Below are 18,363 nucleotides of genomic sequence, written 5' to 3'. Positions count from 1 at the left end.
ATAAAACTTTTAAATGCATTGCATTGCTTTATTTATAATTATTATACCATATTTTTTAAGAAAACTATCAATAAAATTAATAGTGTTGAGGAATGAAAAATAGAATGATTATTTTCCCTCTTATTTCCTCAAAATCTCCCAAGCCTCCGCAATGTGATGTAATTCAAGAAGCTGCTGTGCCTCACGATGAATTTTCTCGTCTGAAATAAAATTACCTTCTGGCAAATCTTCAGTATTTGCGAGCATTCCCAAATCATTTCCGGTAAAGATTTTACTCATTTTAATTTCCTCGGGCAAATTATCGAAGCCGATTCCCTTTGTTGCTAAAGGTTTCGGAACTTCAAACATATTATTTTCATTATTTCTAGAATACCAATTCCCACCTAATCTAGCGACCAAATCAAGCTTTTTCTGATCCAAATTCCCTTCTTCATTCAAATACTCTTCACGTATATGAATTTTAATGACTTCACAGATTACCAAATTTCCAGCACCACCTTCTGTTCCTAAAGGCTTAACTTCCAATACTTTGCATTCGAGATTAACGGGACATTCTTCAATCAGTTTTGGTTTTACCAATTCTGCATCTTTCATTGTTAAACCTGATTTTATAAACTCATTCACTTCTTTCCCGTATTCCGTAGAAGAGAGCGAAATCTGCTGCACAATATTGTAGTTAACGATTCCGATGACCACTTCCGAAACTGCTAAAACATTTTCTAAAGTATGTTTGGTGGTATTATCCCGAACTCTTCTCGCTGGTGAAAAAATCACAATCGGAGGATTAGAACTGAACATGTTAAAAAAACTAAAAGGGCTTAAATTACCGTTTCCATCTTTATCAACCGTAGAAGCCAATGCAATCGGACGTGGTGCAATCGCTGTCTGTAAAAGAGTTTGTAACTGAAAATTATTTAATGCTGTTGGGGAGATTGTTTTCATATTTTTTAGAACTTTAGGATTATAACACAATAGCCAATCTACTTTGTGATTCGTTGTGGTTTATATTTTCAAAGGCTTATTCTTTCGCAGCCAACACTTTCCCTCTTACCTCACCGAAACCGACCCGCATTCCTTCTTTTTCCGCGTGTCCTCTCATGATTACCGTATCATGATCATTAATGAATTTACGCTCTGTTCCGTCGGATAAATGTAGAGGTTGTGTCCCACGCCAAGTGAGTTCAAGCATCGAACCAAAAGAACTTTTTTCACGTCCAGAAATGGTTCCAGAAGCGTACAGATCACCAACTTCTATATTACAACCGTTCACCGTGTGATGCGCCAACTGCTGCAACATGTTCCAGTACATAAATTTATAATTGCTCTCTGAAATTAAATTTTCTTGCCCGTTTTCAGGTTGAATATAAACCTGCAGCTTAATATCAAAATTTTGTTGACCCTGGAATTTTAGATAGTCCAACACTTCGGGTTCCTGCTTTGGCGAGTCTGTTCGGAAAGGTTTTAAAGCTTCCAAAGTAACTATCCAAGGTGAAATCGTGGAGCAGAAATTTTTTCCTAAAAATGGTCCCAACGGAACATATTCCCAGCTTTGAATATCTCTGGCCGACCAATCATTGAACAAGACCATACCGAAAATAGCCTCCTCAGCCTCAGCCGTTGTAATACGATCGCCCATTTCTGTGTTTTTATTCACTATAAATGCCATTTCTAATTCAAAATCCAGTTGCTTGCAAGCTCCGAAAATAGGATTTTCATCTGCCACAGGTTTCATTTGCCCTTTTGGGCGGTGAAATTCGGTGCCAGAGATCACAATTGAGGAAGCCCGACCGTGATAACCGACCGGAAGATGCTTCCAGTTGGGAAGCAGGGCGTTGTCTGCACCTCTGAACATTTTGCCGACGTTCGTGGCGTGCTCAATACTGCTATAAAAGTCGGTATAATTTGGGACGTGCACAGGCATCATCATTTCAACTTCCTCAAAATGATAAAAACATTCGTCAATGGTTTTTTGATCTCCTGCAAGTTTAGAATGTTCACCCAAAATTTCCTGAATTTTTAATCGTACAGCTTTGGTAACGTGTTTTTCTAAGGCGATAAATTCATTTAAAGTAAATGCCTCAAAAACATTTTCATCAATTCCTTCGATTTCGTCAAAAAAACCATAATCATACAAAGTAGCAAGGTCAATCACCATATCACCGATTCGGGAACAACAGGCGAAATACTCTTTATTAAAAACTCCTACACCAAAGGGAATATTGTGAATTGAAAAATCTGAATTTTCTGGATATTTGATAAATGATTTCATAATAATTGTAATTAAAGAAAAGGTTCAAAGAATGAATTTGCATTGCTACTTTGAACCTTGATCTGTGGAATGTTTATTTTTTGTTAATGGCGCTCTCTTCGATCCATCGTTCTCTGGAGTTGATATCGATAAGGTAAAGAATATTTTTTTGTTCCGTCAGTAGAAAGGTTTTGGTAATCGGGATGGGGATTTTCTTTCCTTCCAGCTGATCGGCTCTTAAAGATATAATCTGATGCTTTGAGCGAACAATATCACCAGAAAATACGTTGGAAGATGTTCCTCCGGTTTGTTTGTCATCAAAAACTTCGACGTAGGTCGATTTATTTCCTTTAATAATAAAAAAATATCTTTCCGTATGATCGCCGAAATCTTTAATTAATACAAATTTTACGTCGTCGATACTGACGTTCTTTAAATTTTTATTCAAGCCTTTTTTTTCTTCCAGGCGGTCCAGGATGGCATTAATTGATCCGTACTGACCCTTCAAGCCGAGCGCTGAAATAAAAAGTAGAAGCGCAATTATTTTTTTCATCAATGTTTTTTTTTGCTTCGATTAGAATCGAATGGGATTGTGTTTTATAGATTTCCTCGTTTGGCTTGCTCTCTTTCTAAGGCTTCAAATAAGGCTTTGAAATTTCCAGCACCAAAACTCTGTGCGCCATGTCTTTCAATAATTTCGAAGAAAAGAGTAGGGCGGTCTTCCACCGGTTTGGTAAAAATTTGAAGAAGATAACCTTCTTCGTCATGGTCAATCAAAATACCTAAATCCTGAAGTTTTTTCAAATCCTCATCGATATGTCCCACACGTTCGGGCACCATTTCGTAATAGGCTTCGGGTGGCGCGGAAAGAAATTCAATGCCTCTTGCTTTTAATTCGACCACCGTATTGATAATGTCTTTGGTTGCTACTGCAATATGTTGTACCCCTTCTTCCTCATAAAAATCCAGATATTCTTCGACCTGAGATTTTTTCTTTCCTTCCGCTGGCTCATTAATAGGGAATTTTGCAAAACCATTTCCGTTGCTCATCACTTTAGACATCAGCGCAGAATATTCGGTATTGATCTGCTTGTCATCAAAACTGAGGATATTTACAAATCCCATTACTTCTTCATACCATTTTACCACGGGAATCATACGATCCCAACCGACATTTCCTACGCAATGATCCACATACAAAAGACCTACCTCAGATGGATTATAATCACTTTCCCATTTTTGGAAGCCTGGCATAAATGCACCAGTGTAATTTTTACGTTCTACAAACATATGCACGGTTTCACCATACGTATAAATTCCCGACATTCTTACTTCGCCGCTTTCATCGGTTAAGGTGGTTGGCTCTAGATAAGGTTTTGCACCACGTTTTATAGTTTCTTCAAACGCGGAATAAGCATCATCTACCCAAAGCGCCAGAACCTTCACCCCGTCGCCGTGTTTTTTTTGATGTTCACAAATGGGAGAATCAGAATTAAGACCAGAGGTTAGAACGAGGCGAATTTTTCCCTGTTGCAAGACATAAGAAGCTCGGTCGCGTATTCCGGTTTCTGGGCCGGCATATGCTAAAGACTGGAAGCCGAAAGCTGTTTTGTAAAAATGGGCAGCCTGCTTCGCATTTCCGACATAAAATTCGATATAATCAGTTCCATTGATTGGTAAGAAATTTTCCGCCTGCGCGATCTTTTCAGCAAAAGTAAGTGTTGACATTTTATTCTTTTTTTAGATATTGCAAATTACAAAAATTTTAGGAGTGTTAAAATTTACTTTTAGAACTGCTGTCTTTTTTGTTGCATTTTTTGTAAATAATTAAAGTCTAAACCTCGGGTAAAACAATTTTATTAGCATTGTCAAAATGTACTTTGAACAAAAAAATCCTCACTGAAAATTGAGGATTTGTAGGAGTTTAATTTTTTAGACCAGTACTTTGAATCGTTCAAACGCTGCTGCATCAAGCATTTCTCGATCGTCTGGATGGGCAATTTCAATTAAAGATTTGGCACGCTGGCGAAGGTTTTTACCATACAAATAAGCTACACCATATTCGGTCACTACGTAGTGAATATGCCCTCTGGTGGTGACCACGCCCGCTCCTTGTTTAAGGAAAGGTGCAATTCTTGGGATTCCTTTTTTGGTACGAGAAGAAATAGCGATGATGGGTTTTCCATCGTCTGAAAGTGCGGCACCTCGCATAAAATCCATCTGACCTCCTATTCCGCTGAATTGGTAAGTTCCGATTGAATCTGCACAGACCTGTCCGGTTAAATCAATTTCTATGGCAGAATTAATCGCGACCATTTTTTTATTTTTCATGATATTGATCGGATAATTCACATGTTCCACATCCATGAAAGAAAAGGCCGGATTATCATCGATATAGTCATATAATTTCCGGGTTCCAAAAGCGAAACTGGTAATGGTTCTGTTGAGGTGGGTTCCTTTAAATTTATTGGTGATTACATCTTTTGCAACTAAATCTACAATACCATCACTGATCATTTCGGTATGAATGCCTAAGTCTTTATGATTATGAAGACATTGTAAAACGGCGTCTGGAATAGTTCCGATACCCATTTGCAACGTGGATCGGTCATCAATTAGTTCAGCAACATTTCTTCCAATGAGCAACTCATCGGCCCCTACTTTTGCACCATAGTCGATGGTTAATAATTCTTCTTCATGCCAAACCATTTTATCGATTTTACTGTGATGAATCATTCCATCGCCATGGGTTCTGGGCATTCTTGGATTCACCTGTGCAATAATAATTTTTGCAGTATCTACGGCACTTCTTGCAACATCCACCGAGGTTCCCAAAGTACAATAACCATGAGCATCTGGTGGGGAAACGGTAATGAGGGCCACATCCAGCGGCAACATTCCTCTCTTGAAGAGAATAGGAATTTCACTTAAAAAAACAGGCACAAAATCACCTCGGTCAGAATTTACAGCCTCGCGAACGGGGGTGGAGACGAACAGTGAATTGATATAAAAACTGTCTTTGTATTGTGGTTTTGCAACTTCTACATTTCCTTGTTGGGTGATTGAAACGAATTCTACCTCTCTTAATCGAGATGATTGTCGCGCTAATTCATCGATCAAAAAATTAGGCGTACAAGCACTTCCATGAGAAAAAATCCGGTCGCCACTTTTAATGAGTGATACTGCTTCTTCGGCACTGACATACTGAATCATATATTTGTTTTTTTTATTACTATTGTTGATGTATCAAAAGTAATTCTTTCATTCCAAATTTGAAATGAGCAAAATCAGTTTTGATAAAAATCATATGTACAATTATTCCTGGCTGCGGTCTTCCAAATAATTATCCTCATTTTCTAACCAAGAAGTCTTATAAGAAGGATCCTCCACTTTCATTGCTTCGTCGGTAATTTTAAATGGTTTGAACGGATCGACCATTACCGCAAATTCTTCGGTTGATTTTTTACCGATGCTGCGTTCCATCGCACCTGGATGAGGACCATGAACAATCCCGCCCGGATGAAGGGTGAAATCCATTAAGTCAATATGATTGCGGCTCATAAAATCACCTTCGGTATAGAACAGAACTTCGTCTGAATCGATGTTAGAGTGGTTATACGGTGCCGGAATCGCTAGCGGATGGTAGTCGTACATTCTGGCAACAAACGAACACACTACAAAATTATGCGCTTCGAAATTTTGATGAATTGGTGGTGGCAAATGTACACGACCTGTAATCGGCTCAAAGTTTTTGATATTGAATTTATAAGGATAAAAATAACCATCCCAGCCGACAACATCAAAAGGGTGCGTGGCGTAAATGAAGTCCCAGATTTGGTCTTCTTTCTTTACTTTAATTAAAAAATCTCCTTTTTCATCAATGGGTGCTACAAAAGTTGGCGCAATCATATCTCTTTCGCAAAATGGAGCATGTTCTAGCATTTGGCCAAATTCATTTCTATACCGTTTTGGGGTGTTGATTGGCGAATGGCTTTCGATGAATAAAAGAATATTGTTTTCATTTTTAAACTCGATGGAGTAAATGGTTCCTCTAGGAATAATAAGATAGTCACCATAAGAAAAATCGAGGTTTCCCAGAAAAGTTTTCAAGGTTCCACTTCCTTCATGAATAAAAAGAAGTTCGTCGCATTCTGCATTTTTATAAAAATAATCGGTTGATTTTTTAGGTTTTGCAAGTCCTAATTTTAGGTCGTTATTAAACAATAAAACTTTGCGACTGTCCAAAAAATCGTTTTCCGGCGAGATGTTCATTCCTTTGAACATTCTTGGCGTCACATTTTTGGCCACAGCAACTTTCGGACTTACATCTTTCGGTTCGCTAATTGATTTTATTTGGGTAGGTCGGTGAATGTGGTATAAGAGTGAAGAAATACCATGAAATCCCTCGGTACCAAATAATTGTTCGTAGTAAAATTGATCTACTGGTGATTTGAAAACGGTATGTCTTTTCTGTGGAATTTTCCCGAAATGCTGGTAACTCATTTTTTTACAACTTTAGTTCGATAAATTTAATGAATTTATTTTTGCTGAGAGGATCACAGATTCTTTAGACTTTTTTAATTTAGCTATTGCACTCATTCTTGCAGAGGTCAATTGTATTTTATACGGTGCTTTTACGCAAAGTACATGACCGGTTCGTAGAAATCTTCTTCCATTACGCCAAATTGCTGGGCTAATAATTTTATGCCGTCGATATTCTTAATTAAATTTTCATCTGAAGAAGAAATAGGGATTTCTCCAATATTGGTTTGTAAAATAAAAGTAGAAGCGGATTTCACAAAATCGGTTCCAGAATATTCTAACTTTCTAAAGAAGTTTTTTGAATTTTCTACCACTTCACTTCCATTTGAATGATAAATTAAAACTCCGCCAGCGACGATTGACTCTAAGACAGTTTCTATTTGCCCAGGTAGTATTTCTGAAGATATTAAGGCAATATTCGGGGCGAAAGCACTTGCTTTTTCAAAATCAGAACTTTCGAAAATCGCGAAATCACTATTTGAATGCGTTGTGCTACCGTTTTCTAAATAAGAATCGTACGCTTTCCCATGAAAACCCAAGACTTCTAGTAAAAGTTTCGCTACCGAAGGTTGCGAGCTAAACACCAAAACTCTGGTTTTATTTTTTGATTGCTCCATCATATTTTCCATCAGACCGCGCAAATTGTAATTAAGAATCAGGATTAATATTTCGATCGATCATCTGCTGAAAAACAGTAACAATATTATCCCACTGTTGCTGGTTTTTCTTCATGATTAAAGAAGCATTGCTCTTGTTGCCACTGTTATTTCCACGTTTAACAGTGATTTCAATCGTACTGTTGTCGTACAACTTTTTATAATCTTCCTGGATTTTTCTAAAATTATTTTCGGTGAGGGTTTGTTCGATAAGAAGCAAATCTTCATTGGAAAGGGTAAAGTCTTTTTTAATAATTTTCCCTTGTCCTTCATAGGAGTAGTACGCTTTATTTCCTTTGATGAGTAAGTTTTCATAAATGGGCGAAATGCCACCGCTTCTAGCGAAACTATAATCGAAATTGACGTATTTTTTTTGACTGTTGCATCCAGCTAAAATGATCATTAGAAATACTAAAATCAGTTTTTTCATAACGCAATATTTAATTTTTAAGGTCGGTTTTTTGTGCTTTACGTTCTTCATCATAATCATGTAGAACGTTAAAATCTTCGGTTTGTTCTATCGCAACCATAATTTTATGCATTATGGTTTGCGCGTTATCATTGTCATAATCAATGTCTAGTGGAGGTTTAAATTCCATCGTCGGTTTTACGCCCGTCACTTTTACCCGCAAACCTTTTTTGTCAAAAGCGCGCCGGAAGCCATTAATTTTTATGGGAATGACGATTGGTTTTTGGTTTTTGACCAATTTGGCAGTTCCTTTTCTGCCTTGAGCGAATGCAGAGGTGGTCCCTTGTGGAAAGGTGATTACCCAACCATTGTCCAGGGCTTTCATAATATTTTCAACTTCTGATAAATCCACGATTCTATTTACATTTTGACCTTCGGCTCGCCAGGTTCTTTTCACCGTAACGGCGCCCGCTAATTTAAAAATTTTGGTCATAAAACCTTTATTCATGGTTTCTTCAGCTGCAACATAGTAAATGTCTACTTTTGGATTTAAAAGATAGATGGGATTTTTAATGGAATTCAAATAACCATTATTCACTGCGCAAAAAGCTTGATACATCGCTGCTACATCAGCAAAATAAGTCTGATGATTGGAAACGAAAAGCACATTGCAATCGGGAAGATCGACTAGGTTTTCAGCGCCAGAAATCTTCAATTTATTGAAACCGTTGAATCTTCGATAAGACACAATTCCTAGGATGAAGATGATCAATCTTTTTAAGAAATACAGATTACCAAAGGCATCTGTGAAAATATTTTTCTTGGCCATTATCACATTTACATAATCCGCGAATTTACAAATTTTTCAGTAATTGACTAAACTCGCTTAAAATCATAGAAGTCGCACCCCAAATGATGTAGCCGTTAAAATCAATGACGGGAACGCTGATCCCTCGAGAGCTTGGTAAGATTCTCATTTCTGGTTCATTAGCCAAACTTAAGATAGATGAAATCGGAAACTCGATCAACTCTACCGCTTCGCTTTCTTGCAAGAAGAAGGTTGGGTTTTTCTTGGTGTAAGACACAAAAGCTTTTACATAAAAGTTGCTCGGTGGAATATAAATTGGCGAAAGCTCCCGGATAATTCTAATATAATGCTCATCAATTCCTACTTCTTCTGAGGTTTCGCGTTTGGCAGTTGCTGCAAAATTGGGATCGAAATCTTCTTTCTTACCGCCTGGCAAAGAGATTTGCCCGCTATGTCGGTCGCGTTCATTCTCGCTTCGAACAATGAGTGGCAAATACCATTCATTGTTTTTTAGATAAAGCAAAATATTAACGGCGGCAAATTTCGGATTTTTTGTTAAAATTTCATCATAACAATATAAAGTTCGATGTGGTGGTGAGTAAATTTCATGGGCGGCTTCGCCCTCGAGTATTGCTTGTTGTATTTTTGTGAGTAAATCTCTGCCAAAGGTTTTCATGACGTAAATTTAAGAAAATTACCGCTGAAACTGTTTTAAAGGAAAGTTAAATTTTAGCTGGTTTAGTACGCTTCCGCAGCTTCAATAAATTCGGTTTCGCAATAATCAATAAGATAGGAATTGTTGTTTTTAATTAAAGTAGCCTGATTTATAGTCTGATAAGAATCACCATAATCTACAAAAACTCGGTATTTCAACGCTGCGATTTTCTCAATTTTCACCGCTTTGATATGTTCCGTATCATCTTGCCCACGCCCGAAAAGCCATGGTTCCATTTCATTTCTCAACGGATATATCTTTGACCATTTTTCTTTATACTTTCTTTTGGCGAGCGGCATTTCTTCATCGGTTAAGTTTGTTGCGCCATAAATCTGCTCAGAATCAATCATAAATTCATAGAACCTTTTAGAAGTTGCCCGTTCTTCAGTTTCCAAATAGAAGCAAAATTTATTACCACTTTTACATTGAAATAGACTTTGCAACCAGTCTTTTGCCGGATCTTTTGATGCATTTTTTTCATGTCCTTTAGAGACAGTTTCGTTTTGACTCAAGGAGTCGATTGGGATTTCCTTTAGTTCGTTTAGTTGATTTGCATCATTACTTTTTGTACAGGAAAGAAGAAATAACATTGCGAAAAGAAACAAAAATAGTTTTTTCATGGTCGTGCTTTTTTAATAACGATTGTAATTACTGGCTTGAACTTTAATAAAGTGTAGCTTTAAAGTCTTTCCTCATTTACTTTTTTATGAAAGAAATTTGCAATTTTAAATTTTATAAGTGTTGAATTAAAAATAAAGAGAATACACTTAAAAGAAAAAAATTACGCATTTTTCATTATTACACTGTATTTTATTTTTTCATAATTTGTGGTTAATAGGTTTTAATCACCCATTGAATCTCAAAACTACAACTTTTTTAATTTTCCATCTTTTTTATTTTCGTTACTTTTGCAATTCTCTAAAAATACGCTATTTGGAAACTCAGGAACTCATCTTTAATCCTCAGGATATTGCCGAAACGCTCAGCCAACTTAAAGCTGATGCGCGACTTTTGGCATTTCTAAAGGTTCCTAAGCAATATAAAGCAGATGTTTTCTCGCATTTAGATCCCGATTTTCAGGAAGAAACCATTCGCAGCATTGCCAGTGAAGATGCTGCAGAAATTCTGAATGCCATGAGTCCGGATGATAGAACGGCCTTGTTTGAGGATTTCCCAGATGAACTGATTCGCTATTCTATCAATCATCTTAATCCGCAGGAAAGAAGAATTGCACTGAAACTTTTGGGTTATCACGTCGATTCAATTGCCCGTTTAATGACCCCGTATTATATTCAAATTCGTAAAGAATGGACGGTCAAAAGGTGTTTTCAACAAATTAAAAAAGTTGGCAAGAAAGTAGAAACCATGAATCACCTCTATGTGGTTGATGAAAAAAACCGCCTTGTAGATGATATCGCCATTGGATCTTTATTGCTGGCAGAAGAAGATACCTTAATTTCAGAAATTACCGATAATCATTTCGTGGCCATTACAACTACGACTTCAAAAGAAGATGCGGTAACCTATTTTGAGAAATACGACCGTTCTGCCTTGCCTATCGTAACAGAAGCTGGTGTTTTAGTAGGCATCGTAACCATCGATGATATTTTGGATCAAATCGAGGCACAAAATACCGAAGATATTCAGAAATTCGGTGGTGTTGATGCACTCGATATGCCGTATACCCAAACCTCGTGGACAGAAATGATTAAGAAAAGAGGAACCTGGTTGGTGATTCTTTTCTTTTCAGAAATGTTAACGGCTTCGGCGATGGGATTTTTTGAGCATGAAATCGAAAAAGCTGTCGTGCTGGCGCTGTTTGTACCACTCATTATTTCTAGTGGTGGTAACTCGGGTTCGCAAGCGGCAACCTTAATTATTCGCGCCATGGCGCTACAGGAAATAGGGTTGAAAGACTGGTGGTACGTCATGCGAAAAGAAATTGTGTCCGGAGTTTTCCTGGGTGGAATTTTGGGAATTATTGGGTTCATCAGAATTATGATGTGGCAAGAAATGGGTCTATACGATTATGGCGAACATTGGGTTTATATTGGTTTAAGTATCGCCGTTTCTCTCTTGTTAATCATTCTTTGGGGAACACTTTCTGGCTCCATGATTCCATTTGTTTTGAAAAAATTTAAATTAGACCCGGCAACGTCTTCTGCGCCTTTCGTTGCAACGCTCGTAGATGTTACTGGTTTGATCATTTATTTCACAATCGCCGGAATGTTCTTGGCCGGCAAGATTCTTTAATATTCATGAAAATTATTTCGCTCGTTCCCAGTATTACCGAAACATTATTTGATTTTGGCTTGACGAGTGCGACGGTTATTGCGCGAACAAAATTCTGCATTCATCCGGCCGATTTGGTAAAAAATGTGGCAGTGATTGGTGGTACGAAAAATCTTAATATCGAAAAAATTAGAAGTTTAAAACCTGATCTGATTATCGCCAATAAAGAAGAAAATGAAAAACTTCAAGTGGAAGACTTGATGAAAGATTTTAAAGTTTGGGTAACTGATATTGAAACTTTAGAAGACAATCAACATTTTATTTCTGCCCTCGGAAGGCTTTTAAATAAAGAAAAATTAGCCCTAGATTTTAATCAGAAAATTAATTCTATTTTTACAGAGATTGAAATATTGAATCCAAAAAAAGCAGCTTATTTAATTTGGAAAAATCCTTATATGACCATAGGTGGTGATACTTTTATTAATGAAATTTTAACGAAACTGGGTTTTGAGAATATTTTTAAAAATCGAAAACGCTATCCAGAAATATCGATGGACGAGCTTCAGATGGCCGACGTGATTTTTCTGTCAACGGAGCCTTTTCCTTTTCAGCAAAAACATATCGATGAAGTTCTAAAAGAATTTCCTGCGAAAGAGATCAGACTGGTTGATGGAGAAGCGTTTTCTTGGTTTGGATCCCATTTAATGAAGGTTGAGCACTATTTAAAAGCACTGTCTCTGCAATCTTAAATTCACTTTTTAATGCTGCATAATATGCGCCCCAGCTTGAACGGAGCTCTTTTTTGCGAAACGCAGTGGAGTAAAAAAAGCGGGAGTGGAAGATGGAAATAGGCGCCCAAATAAAAAAAATTAAGATCGTCTAAACATTCCCGGTTTGTAATTGGTGATGAAAACTCCGCAAATAATCAACACGGTTGCGGTAAGAAAAGTGATCGAAATGGGTTCGTTTAACACCATCCATCCCAAGAAAATCGCAATAACGGTATTGATGTATGAAAGAAGGGAAATCTGTGTGGGAGTAACTTTTTTCAGGGCATAATGGAAAGCAAAAAACGTGATCACCGAACCGAAAATCGCCAGATAAACCGTGGCTAAAATACTCTTTAAACTCCATGAAGAAATTGGGGATTGGTCGCTAGAAATAAAGCCGAAAATAATCTGGATTATTCCCGCAAAACTAAACTGATAAAAGAGGTTTAAAGAAATATTCTGCGGCAGATTGTTGATTTTTTTTGTAAAAATAGTGCCGAAAGCCCATCCGAAAATCGCTATGAAAATAAATAAAACGCCCATTCGGTATTCTGGATTGAGTAAATCTTGAAGTCCATCTTTAAAGATTAAAACAATTCCTAAAAACCCTAGTAAAACCCCTACTGCACCACGAATTGTGAATTTTTGTAAGTTGAATGCGATGCTTAAAATAAAAACCGCCAGCGGCGAAGTAGCGCTGATGAGCGAGGCCAAACTGCTGGTTAAGTGCTTTTGAGCAGAGGTAGTCATTCCGTTTGCAATAATCAACATCAGCGAAGCGAGTACGATTTGGTTTGCGAAATTTTTCCAACCAATCCACTTTAAATTTTTTGAAAATAGAAGTAAGATCAATAAAATGAGACCCGCAATAAACTGCCGAATTCCGGCTACAAACCAAGGTGGTATGCTTTCGACGGCAATTCGGATTCCCAAAAATGTGGTACCCCAAACCAAGGCTACGGTGAGAATCGCTAATGCTAGTTTGGGATCTTTGAACATTTTAAAAATCGAAAAATTAGAGGATGAAAATATTGTTGAAAAAATTATTTTTACGATGGTGCAAAGGTAGATTTTATAGGAGTATTTTTCATGGGAATTTAGAATTATTTCAGGTGAGAATGTTTGGTTGAATTTAAGATTTAATCATCCATTTTTTGTACATTCGATTTTCATTAGAGCCATGTTCAGAATTATATTAATATTGATATGCCAATCGAAATAGAACGAAAATTTTTAGTCAATATACCCAAATGGAAAGAGCTCAGCAAGCCTATTGGTGAGGTTTTCAGACAAGGTTATCTGCTAACCGATCCAAATAAAACAATCCGGGTACGACAAACTTCTACCCAAGGTTTTTTAACCATCAAAGGACTTTCGGTTGGTGCCACCCGAGCTGAATTTGAATATGAAATTCCGTTCGAGGAAGCCAAAGAATTATTGGATCATTTTTCAGTGGCCGAACTTTCGAAAAAGAGATACAAAATACCTGTTGACCAACATGTTTGGGAAGTGGATGAGTTTTCGGGTGCAAACAGCGGACTTATCGTGGCGGAAATTGAACTCTCCCGCGAGCAGGAATATTTCACAATTCCTGATTGGATTGATGTTGAAGTAACAGCTGATGAGAAATATTATAATTCAAACCTGGTGATTCTTCCCTACAAATATTGGAAATCTTAATTAAAAAGTGCAGTTTTTAATCGGTGCCAAAATCCGTACTTTTGCAAGGCATGAATGAAAAACAAGTGATCATCATTGGCGCAGGTCCTGCTGGATTAATGGCTGCCCAGACTTTAGCCGAAAAAGGTTTTAAGGTTCACGTTTATGACCAGAATAAAGCCGCGGCAAGAAAATTTTTGGTCGCTGGAAATGGCGGTTTTAATCTGACACACAATGAAACTATCAATTCTTTTTTAGAAAAATATGATGCGGTTGAGATCCAAGAAATTGTAAGAAATTACGATAATAAAAAAGTGATTCAATGGCTTTCTGATTTGGGAATTAGCACCTATGTTGGAAGTTCGGGTAAGATTTTCCCCACCAAAAATTTCAAACCGATTCAGGTATTAAAAGTCTGGTTGGAGCATTTACAAAACCTTGGGGTAACCATTCACTTCGACCATACTTTTGTTAATTTTGATGATTCTTTGGTTACGCTTAATACGACCGGCGAAACGATTGCTTTAAAATATTCAAAATTAATTTTGGCGCTGGGTGGTGGTTCCTGGAAAAAAACGGGTTCTGATGCGAAATGGGTGGAGATTTTAACAAAGAAAAAGATCGAAATCAGTGCTTTGCAAGCAGCGAATTCTGGTTACAATTCGGATGTGAAATTTCATCATTTGCAAGGTCAATATTTAAAAAACATTCAAGTATCTTTTCTAGGAAATTGTAAAATTGGCGAGGTTGTTTTTACGAAATATGGTATTGAAGGAAGCCCGGTTTATTTTATGAACCGATTTACCAGAAAGTTTGATTTCCCATTAACCATCGATATTGACCTTAAGCCAAATCTTTCTGAAATTGAAATTTTAGAACAGTTAAAAAGTTCTGAAAAAATTAGTCCAATCTTAAAAAAGAATTTAAAATTATCTACCACCGCCATTAATTTGCTAAAAACATTAGATAAAGAAACCTACACAAACATTGCTGTTTTGGCGAAATTGATTAAGAGTTTTCCAATAAAAGTTTTAAGCTTTCGACCCATAGATGAGGTGATTTCTACCGCGGGAGGTGTTTCTTTTTCCGCATTAACTAGGAATTTGGAATTAGAAAAGTTTCCAAACGTTTATTGTATTGGTGAAATGATCGATTGGGAAGCTCCCACGGGAGGTTATCTTTTGCAGGCGTGTTTTAGTACGGGCTTCTGGGTAGGTGATCAAATTGCGTGTTCTTTAGGTTCGGAAAACCATCATTAAAATCAAAATTTTCATACCTTTAAACCTTAAAATTTACTTTAAAAATGATCGGAATAATAATGGGAAGCCAGAGCGATTTGGCAATTATGGAACAAGCAGCAGATTTTCTAAAATCGTTGAAAATACCATACGAGCTCACCGTAGTTTCTGCGCACCGCACGCCGGAAAGAATGTTTGAATACGCAAAGTCGGCAAAAGATCGGGGTCTAAAAGTAATTATTGCCGGTGCTGGCGGTGCTGCTCATCTGCCGGGAATGGTGGCAAGCTGTACCACGCTGCCCGTCATCGGTGTTCCTATTTTATCTTCCAATTCAATTGATGGTTGGGACTCTGTACTCTCTATTTTACAGATGCCCTCCGGAATTCCCGTTGCAACGGTTGCGCTTAATGGCGCAATGAATGCTGGGATTTTAGCAGCGAAAATTATTGGAACAGTAGATTCAGAAGTTTCTAAAAAATTAGAAATCTATCAAAACATGTTGAAAGATAAAGTTTTAGGAACGGTTACGGAGCTTAAAAAAAGCCATCCGAATCAGTATGACCACTAAACATTATTGATGTAGCCATTCATAAGCTACCGGGAAAACACGTTGCCAGAATAATTCGTTGTGTTTTCCCTGTTGATCTTCTTTAAAATAGATATTTTGGGCTTTCACATTTTTTGATTTCAAATTTTCAATGACTTTTAAGGTTTCTAAATCCATTCCCTCGTCTTCTTTTTGTCCTTGAATAAAGTAGTATTTCTGCTTAGAAAGTGGAGTGTTTGAATGAACAATATAATTGTTCAGCTCCTTTGAATTGAACCAAAATGCGGGACTAAACGCCAAAATTTTACCAAATATTTTCGGATATTTCACCCCACCGTATACAGAGATTAATGCGCCAAGTGAGCTGCCGCCAAGGGTAGTGTGTTTCCTGCAAGATTTTGTACGATAGTGATGGTCGATATACGGTTTTAAATTGTTTACAATAAAATCTAAATAAAGATCACCGTTTCCACCGCCATATTTATCATTTTTAAAGGGGCTTAATTCCGCTATTCTTTTTTCGCCACCATTATCAATTCCAACAACAATTGATCCCGAATCTCCTTTGCTGAAGAGGCTGTTTAAAGTTTCATCAATTTGCCATTCTCCCGCATATGATGTTCGGTCATCAAAAAGATTTTGCCCATCTTGCAGATAGATAACCGGGTATTTTTTCTGAGTACGTTCATAATCCGGTGGCAGATAAATCCAAACTCTTCGTGTGGTATTTAATTGAGGTAGGGCAAATTTTTCTGAAATTATTTGGACATTGTCCGCTGCAGTAGAATGTTTTTCCTGTGTGAAGTTCATCTGGAAACTAAACAAAACAAAAAGAGAGATTAATTTTTTCATAGTGTAAAATTAAAAAAAGACTTCGCAATGAAGTCTTTAAATCAAATTATTATGATGAATTTTTTATAAAATGTGAACCTGTTGCATGCACCATTTCATTTTGTTATAGGTTCTTTTAATATCATGGTCTAAACCAATCGACATTCGTATTAAGCCTTGCGAAAGGCCCATTTCTTTTTGCTCTTCTTCGGGGATTTCTGAAGAGGTTGAACTTCCAGAACAGGAGAATAATGTTTTGTAGAACCCTAAACTTACAGCTAAATAACCCAAGTTTTCTTTCTGCATCAACTCCATTAATTCATTTGCTTTTTCCATCGTTTTTACATCCAGAGTTAGCAAACCACCAAATCCGTAGTCCAGATTCATCATGCTTTTGTAAAGGTCGTGTTGCTTATGACTTTTTAAGCCAGGATATTTTACGGTCAAGCCATCTTTTTCAAATTGTTCAGCCAAATATTGGGCATTTTCGCTGTGTTTCTTCATTCTGATGTGCAGCGTTCTTAAGTTTTTAAGAATATTTGCCGCACGGAAACTGTCTAAAGTGGGGCCGAGCAACATACACGCCCCAGAATTTACATCTTTTAAATCATTAATAAATTGAGATGAAGCACAAACAACCCCCGCAACCGCATCACTGCTACCGTTAATAAATTTTGTCAAACTGTGAATGGTGATGTCTGCGCCAAACATTTGCGGCGTTACCGACAAGGGTGAAAAAGTATTATCAACAATGAGTTTTAGATTGTATTTTTTAGCGATTTTTGATAGTTCGTTTAAATTAGCAATTTCTAAAAGAGGATTACTCACGGTCTCACAGAATAAAACTTTTGTGTTTTCATTAATGGCATTTTCAACAGCGGTTAGATCGGTGATGTCAATAAATGAAGTTTTAATTTGATAGCCTGGCAGAAAGTTTTTCATGAAGGCATAGGTGCCACCATAAATAGTTCTGCTAGAAATAATATGATCACCACTTTTGCATAGCTGAAGCAGGGTAGAAGTAATTGCACCCATTCCGGATGCCGTTACATTGGCACTTTCAGTTCCTTCCATCTGCGCCAAAGCTTCGCTTAAATAAAGATTGCTTGGGGTAGAATGGCGGGAATACAAATAGCATCCTTCTGTGTTTCCTTCGAAAGTATCGAACATGGTTTTTGCTGAAAGGAACGTATAGGTGGAACTGTCAGAAATTGATGGGTTTACACCACCGAATTCTCCAAAGTATTGCAAATCTTGAATATTGTTTGCTGCATCAAAGTTTTCCATAATCGTAATTTTGTTTTGATAAAAGTCAGTGTTTTCAAACGAAATAACAAGATTATGCTATAGATTCAGTAAATAAATCTATTATTTGATTAAGTGCTAGATTTTAATTTTATATTTGATGAATAATAAAACAATTAACCGAAAATATTTCATTATATGTTGGATCCAAAAGATAAAAAACTATTGATTCTCCTGCAAAACGATGCCAAGAAAACCACCAAACAATTAGCAAATGAATTGGATTTATCGGTGACCGCAGTTTTTGAACGGATCAAAAAATTAGAGAAACAGCAGATTATTGCGAAATATGTTGCTTTAACCTGTTGTGCATTTAGCATAAATTAATTTTTGTTTTATTTATACTTCTTTTAAAAACGAAAAAATTCAGATACTGTATCATTGTAAAGGAAGTGATTTTAG

General features: G+C 36.8%; 19 protein-coding genes and 1 pseudogene. 6 read left to right on the top strand and 14 right to left on the bottom strand.

Annotation, left to right across the window (positions count from 1 at the left end):
- Positions 1-120: 120 nt before the first annotated feature.
- The 11 genes from QWY78_RS06020 to QWY78_RS05970 form a co-directional block, all read right to left on the bottom strand.
- On the bottom strand, positions 121-942 hold the full coding sequence (locus QWY78_RS06020) for a flavin reductase family protein (RefSeq protein ID WP_290217555.1): 822 nt from the start codon (positions 940-942) through the stop codon (positions 121-123).
- Positions 943-1,018: 76 nt separating this feature from the next.
- The gene (fahA, locus tag QWY78_RS06015; protein ID WP_290217553.1) at positions 1,019-2,269 is read right to left on the bottom strand and encodes a fumarylacetoacetase; all 1,251 of its coding nucleotides are present in this window, start codon (positions 2,267-2,269) and stop codon (positions 1,019-1,021) included.
- A 73-nt stretch (positions 2,270-2,342) separates the two neighbouring features.
- Positions 2,343-2,801, bottom strand: a complete 459-nt coding sequence (locus QWY78_RS06010; RefSeq protein WP_290217551.1) for a hypothetical protein — start codon at positions 2,799-2,801, stop codon at positions 2,343-2,345.
- Positions 2,802-2,845: 44 nt separating this feature from the next.
- A complete protein-coding gene (gene hppD, locus QWY78_RS06005) occupies positions 2,846-3,976 on the bottom strand; it encodes a 4-hydroxyphenylpyruvate dioxygenase (protein ID WP_290217549.1) in 1,131 nt (376 codons plus the stop codon).
- A gap of 204 nt (positions 3,977-4,180) precedes the next feature.
- The gene (locus QWY78_RS06000) at positions 4,181-5,491 is read right to left on the bottom strand and encodes an acetyl-CoA hydrolase/transferase family protein (RefSeq protein ID WP_494337414.1); all 1,311 of its coding nucleotides are present in this window, start codon (positions 5,489-5,491) and stop codon (positions 4,181-4,183) included.
- A gap of 72 nt (positions 5,492-5,563) precedes the next feature.
- Positions 5,564-6,751: a homogentisate 1,2-dioxygenase gene (locus QWY78_RS05995; RefSeq protein ID WP_290217545.1), complete on the bottom strand. Its 1,188-nt coding sequence runs from the start codon at positions 6,749-6,751 to the stop codon at positions 5,564-5,566.
- Between the two features lie 131 nt (positions 6,752-6,882).
- Complete coding sequence (locus tag QWY78_RS05990; protein ID WP_290217544.1) at positions 6,883-7,410, bottom strand: hypothetical protein; 528 nt, start codon at positions 7,408-7,410, stop codon at positions 6,883-6,885.
- A gap of 28 nt (positions 7,411-7,438) precedes the next feature.
- Positions 7,439-7,876 (bottom strand): hypothetical protein, encoded by a 438-nt coding sequence (locus QWY78_RS05985; protein ID WP_290217541.1) that lies wholly within the window; start codon positions 7,874-7,876, stop codon positions 7,439-7,441.
- A gap of 10 nt (positions 7,877-7,886) precedes the next feature.
- Positions 7,887-8,684: a lysophospholipid acyltransferase family protein gene (locus tag QWY78_RS05980; RefSeq protein WP_290217539.1), complete on the bottom strand. Its 798-nt coding sequence runs from the start codon at positions 8,682-8,684 to the stop codon at positions 7,887-7,889.
- Positions 8,685-8,709: 25 nt separating this feature from the next.
- Positions 8,710-9,339 carry an NUDIX hydrolase gene (locus QWY78_RS05975; protein ID WP_290217537.1) on the bottom strand — a complete coding sequence of 210 codons (630 nt, stop codon included), beginning with the start codon at positions 9,337-9,339 and terminating at the stop codon, positions 8,710-8,712.
- 62 nt (positions 9,340-9,401) lie between these two features.
- A complete protein-coding gene (locus QWY78_RS05970) occupies positions 9,402-9,998 on the bottom strand; it encodes a hypothetical protein (RefSeq protein ID WP_290217534.1) in 597 nt (198 codons plus the stop codon).
- A 313-nt stretch (positions 9,999-10,311) separates the two neighbouring features.
- Here QWY78_RS05970 and mgtE point away from each other — a divergent pair, with 313 nt between their 5' ends.
- Together mgtE and QWY78_RS05960 are read left to right on the top strand one after the other, a co-directional pair.
- Complete coding sequence (mgtE, locus tag QWY78_RS05965) at positions 10,312-11,631, top strand: magnesium transporter (RefSeq protein ID WP_435389055.1); 1,320 nt, start codon at positions 10,312-10,314, stop codon at positions 11,629-11,631.
- Positions 11,632-11,636: 5 nt separating this feature from the next.
- Positions 11,637-12,359, top strand: coding sequence for an ABC transporter substrate-binding protein (locus QWY78_RS05960; protein ID WP_290217532.1), 723 nt, complete (start codon positions 11,637-11,639; stop codon positions 12,357-12,359).
- A 120-nt stretch (positions 12,360-12,479) separates the two neighbouring features.
- On the opposite strand, the gene QWY78_RS05955 is transcribed toward QWY78_RS05960, so the two are convergent.
- The gene (locus QWY78_RS05955; protein WP_290217530.1) at positions 12,480-13,379 is read right to left on the bottom strand and encodes a DMT family transporter; all 900 of its coding nucleotides are present in this window, start codon (positions 13,377-13,379) and stop codon (positions 12,480-12,482) included.
- A gap of 207 nt (positions 13,380-13,586) precedes the next feature.
- Here QWY78_RS05955 and QWY78_RS05950 point away from each other — a divergent pair, with 207 nt between their 5' ends.
- The 3 genes from QWY78_RS05950 to purE are packed head-to-tail and all read left to right on the top strand — an operon-like array spanning position 13,587 to position 15,846.
- Positions 13,587-14,060, top strand: a complete 474-nt coding sequence (locus tag QWY78_RS05950; protein ID WP_290217528.1) for a CYTH domain-containing protein — start codon at positions 13,587-13,589, stop codon at positions 14,058-14,060.
- A 23-nt stretch (positions 14,061-14,083) separates the two neighbouring features.
- Positions 14,084-15,298 carry a BaiN/RdsA family NAD(P)/FAD-dependent oxidoreductase gene (locus tag QWY78_RS05945; protein ID WP_290217526.1) on the top strand — a complete coding sequence of 405 codons (1,215 nt, stop codon included), beginning with the start codon at positions 14,084-14,086 and terminating at the stop codon, positions 15,296-15,298.
- Positions 15,299-15,342: 44 nt separating this feature from the next.
- Complete coding sequence (gene purE, locus QWY78_RS05940; RefSeq protein ID WP_290217524.1) at positions 15,343-15,846, top strand: 5-(carboxyamino)imidazole ribonucleotide mutase; 504 nt, start codon at positions 15,343-15,345, stop codon at positions 15,844-15,846.
- Between the two features lie 3 nt (positions 15,847-15,849).
- On the opposite strand, the gene QWY78_RS05935 is transcribed toward purE, so the two are convergent.
- A complete protein-coding gene (locus QWY78_RS05935) occupies positions 15,850-16,677 on the bottom strand; it encodes an alpha/beta hydrolase (protein WP_290217522.1) in 828 nt (275 codons plus the stop codon).
- Positions 16,678-16,740: 63 nt separating this feature from the next.
- Positions 16,741-17,943, bottom strand: a complete 1,203-nt coding sequence (locus QWY78_RS05930; RefSeq protein WP_290217520.1) for an aminotransferase class I/II-fold pyridoxal phosphate-dependent enzyme — start codon at positions 17,941-17,943, stop codon at positions 16,741-16,743.
- Positions 17,944-18,099: 156 nt separating this feature from the next.
- Between QWY78_RS05930 and QWY78_RS05925 the strand changes: the two are divergent.
- Positions 18,100-18,261: pseudogene (locus QWY78_RS05925) on the top strand (Lrp/AsnC family transcriptional regulator); the annotation flags it as partial.
- Positions 18,262-18,363: the final 102 nt, after the last annotated feature.

It is taken from the genome of Kaistella yonginensis (assembly GCF_030409525.1).
GTDB lineage: Bacteria > Bacteroidota > Bacteroidia > Flavobacteriales > Weeksellaceae > Kaistella > Kaistella yonginensis.
The sequence above is the reverse complement of the archived record's forward strand: the minus strand, read 5'-3'. Positions and strand labels throughout refer to the sequence as shown.